The organism is Mesorhizobium sp. M5C.F.Ca.IN.020.32.2.1, assembly GCF_004023105.1.
Lineage (GTDB): Bacteria > Pseudomonadota > Alphaproteobacteria > Rhizobiales > Rhizobiaceae > Mesorhizobium > Mesorhizobium wenxiniae.
This window is the reverse complement of the sequence record NZ_RZSX01000791.1, coordinates 1-2929: the sequence shown is the minus strand read 5'-3', so window position 1 is coordinate 2929 and position 2929 is coordinate 1. Positions and strand designations below refer to the sequence as shown.

Below are 2929 nucleotides of genomic sequence, written 5' to 3'. Positions count from 1 at the left end.
CCCCAATTCGCTGAACATCCGCGCCGGCAAGCGCCTGAGCGTCGCCGACGCCTATCTGCCGCCGGAGGTCATGGCGCGACCGAACCTCGCTCTCCTAACCGCCCACGAGGTCGAGCACCTCGTGCTGGAAGGCCAGCGGGCCAGGGGTGTGGCTGTCGTGTGCGACGGAGCGAGCATGACGATCTCCGCCGACAGGGTCGTTCTTTGCGCCGGCGCGGTGTCGTCGCCGCTCATCCTCATGCGGTCTGGCATCGGCGATCCGGATACGCTGAAGCGGGCGGGGATACGCTGCCTCGCCGACAGACGCGATGTCGGCCGCAATCTGCAGGACCATCTGCTGGCTCTTGGAAACGTCTACAGCACGAAAAAATCGCTGCCGCCGTCGCGCCTGCAGCACTCGGAATCGCTGATGTACCTGCACGGCAGCGATCCGACCCGTTCGACGGGAGGCCCCGATATTGTGCTCGCCTGCGTCGTTGCTCCATCAGCCGCGGGTGGCTTGAATGCACCATCCTATGGCTCGGCTTTCACCATTCTATGCGGCGTCACCCATCCGACCAGTCGTGGACACATCGCACCGGGCGGGCCGGGCCGAAACGATGCACCGATCATCGACCCGCATTATCTCGAAACCGAACATGACCGGGCGGTTTTCCGGACGGCGCTGAAGGCGGCGCGAATGATTGGTCATCATGCAGCGCTGGACGAGTGGCGCGACGCGGAAGTTCTGCCGGGATCACCAGTGCAGTCGGACGACGACCTTGACGCTTTCATCGCGAGCGCCGCCTCCACACATCATCATCCTGCCGGTACCTGCCGGATGGGCGGGGATGCCGACGCCGTCGTCGACCCGGATTTGCGACTCAACGGCTTCGACAACATCTTCATCCTCGACGCGTCGGTGATGCCGACGATCCCGAGCGGACCGATCAATGCCGCCATAGTCGCCATCGCGGAGACCTGGGCGTCAGCTCCACCTCGCGCATGACCCCGAAAATCGGAATCGTATCGAGCGCAACTCGGGCCAATCGAGATCGGCCGGGCGTGGCCCGAACCGGATCGATGCCGGACGGCCTATTCCGCCCAGAGTTCGCGGCGCAGTTCGCGCCAGCTTTCTTCGTCCGGTGCGACAAGAAGACCACCTCCGACATGCGAAGGCAGATAGGCGCTGCCGTCGAAACGCGCCGCGTAACCACCTGCCTCGGCATGGATCAGCACACCGGCTAGGTGATCCCACGGCATCAGCTTGTTGTAGACAACGAAGTGGGCGTGGCCGCTCGCCAGCAGGCGGTATTCGTGAGCCGCGCAGCGATAGCCGAATTGCGACAAGGATTTCGTCTGGTTGCGCGCCAGCCGTGACCGTTCCGGCTCGGGCATGTATTGCCAGGACACCGCGCCGGTCATTTGCGAGATCGGTGCAGGCTCGGCGACATGCACCTTCTCCAGGGTGCCATGCGCATGCCGTATGTGGCTGCCAGCACCCTTGGCGCCGATCAGCCAGTCCTTGCCGACGGGATCGTGAATGATGCCGCCGACGGTCTCGCCCTTCACGACGACGCCCAGCATCACGCCGAACAGCGGCACGCCCGAGGCGAAATTGAAGGTGCCGTCGACTGGATCGATGACGAAGGCAAGATCGGCTTCGCCGAGGCCCTGGAGCAGCGCCGGGTCGTCGGAGCAGGCTTCCTCGCCGACGATCATCGCCTGGGGGTAGCGCTCACGCAACCTGACGGTGATGAGCCGCTCAGCATTCACGTCGGCCTCCGTCACCAGGTCGGCTGCCGAGGTCTTCTGGCGGACCTCGCCCTCATCCAGCCGTCGAAAGCGCGGCATGATCTCGGCAGTGGCGGCGTCGGACAGAAGCTTGGCAAGCCAGTCGATCGCGGTATCGTCAAATGTCATCGGGAACGTCTTGCCGTATAAGGGTTTCGTTGAGGGCGGCGAAATCGAAGAGTTTGCGATCGAGCAGATGCGAAGGCCGCACATTGGTCATGGCGTGGATCATCGTGTCCTTGCGGCCGGGCATGCGCTTTTCCAAGTCGTCGAGCATCGCCTTCATCGCATTGCGCTGTAAGCCGTCCTGGCTGCCGCACAGATCGCACGGGATGATCGGGAATTTCATGGCCCCGGCGAATTTTTCGAGATCGGCCTCGGCGCAATAGGCGAGCGGCCGCAGCACCATGACGTCGCCGTCGTCGTTGAGCAGTTTTGGCGGCATGGCGGCGAGGCGCCCGCCATGGAACAAATTCATGAAAAAGGTTTCGAGAATGTCCTCGCGGTGGTGGCCGAGCACCAAAGCCGAGCAGCCCTCCTCCCGCGCGATGCGGTAGAGATGGCCGCGCCTGAGCCGCGAGCACAGCGAACAATAGGTGCTGCCCTGGGGAAGCTTGTCGGTCACCACCGAATAGGTGTCCTGATATTCGATGCGGTGCGGAATGGCGTATGTGTTGAGATAATCGGGCAGAATGTGTTTCGGAAAATTCGGCTGGCCCTGGTCGAGATTGCAAGCCAACAGGTCGACCGGCAGCAGCCCGCGCCATTTGAGGTCGAGCAGCAAAGCGAGCAGGCCGTAGGAATCCTTGCCGCCGGACAAGGCGACGAGCCAGCGATCGCCTGATTTCACCATCGAAAAATCGTCGATCGCCTGACGGGCGAGGCGCAGCAGCCGCTTGCGCAGCTTGTTGAACTCGACGGAGGACGGCACATCGGCAAACAGCGGATGAAAGCCGCCTGCGGCATCGGCGATCGGTTCGAGTGTTTTGGCGTCTGGCAGCATGTTCATGGCGCGTCGGCCTCAAAGTCCTTGTTGCTGCCCGGATTAACGCATCGGCCCGAAAACCGAAATCGATTTCGAAAAGCATGATGCGCAAATGGAACGAACCAGAGCGTACTTTGTGCGTCCAAGCGGATGCACATCGCTCTAGCATGG

Annotated in this window: 3 protein-coding genes; 1 reads left to right on the top strand and 2 read right to left on the bottom strand. The window is 62.7% G+C overall.

Annotated elements, in window-relative coordinates; translation table 11 throughout:
- Positions 1-988, top strand: a 988-nt coding sequence (locus EOA86_RS28895; RefSeq protein WP_206630163.1) for a GMC oxidoreductase, incomplete at its 5' end; no start/stop codon positions are given.
- 86 nt (positions 989-1074) lie between these two features.
- Here the strand turns inward: EOA86_RS28895 and EOA86_RS28890 are convergent.
- The gene (locus EOA86_RS28890) at positions 1075-1902 is read right to left on the bottom strand and encodes an inositol monophosphatase family protein (protein ID WP_128344784.1); all 828 of its coding nucleotides are present in this window, start codon (positions 1900-1902) and stop codon (positions 1075-1077) included.
- Positions 1892-2782: a tRNA 2-thiocytidine(32) synthetase TtcA gene (ttcA, locus tag EOA86_RS28885; RefSeq protein ID WP_128344782.1), complete on the bottom strand. Its 891-nt coding sequence runs from the start codon at positions 2780-2782 to the stop codon at positions 1892-1894. The genes EOA86_RS28890 and ttcA overlap by 11 nt, the downstream gene beginning before the upstream one ends.
- Positions 2783-2929: the final 147 nt, after the last annotated feature.

Excerpts from the sequence above, each read along its gene's own strand:
- ttcA (WP_128344782.1), bottom strand. The coding sequence starts at position 2,782 with ATGAACATGCTGCCAGACGCCAAAACACTCGAACCGATCGCCGATGCC.
- EOA86_RS28890 (WP_128344784.1), bottom strand. The coding sequence starts at position 1,902 with ATGACATTTGACGATACCGCGATCGACTGGCTTGCCAAGCTTCTGTCC.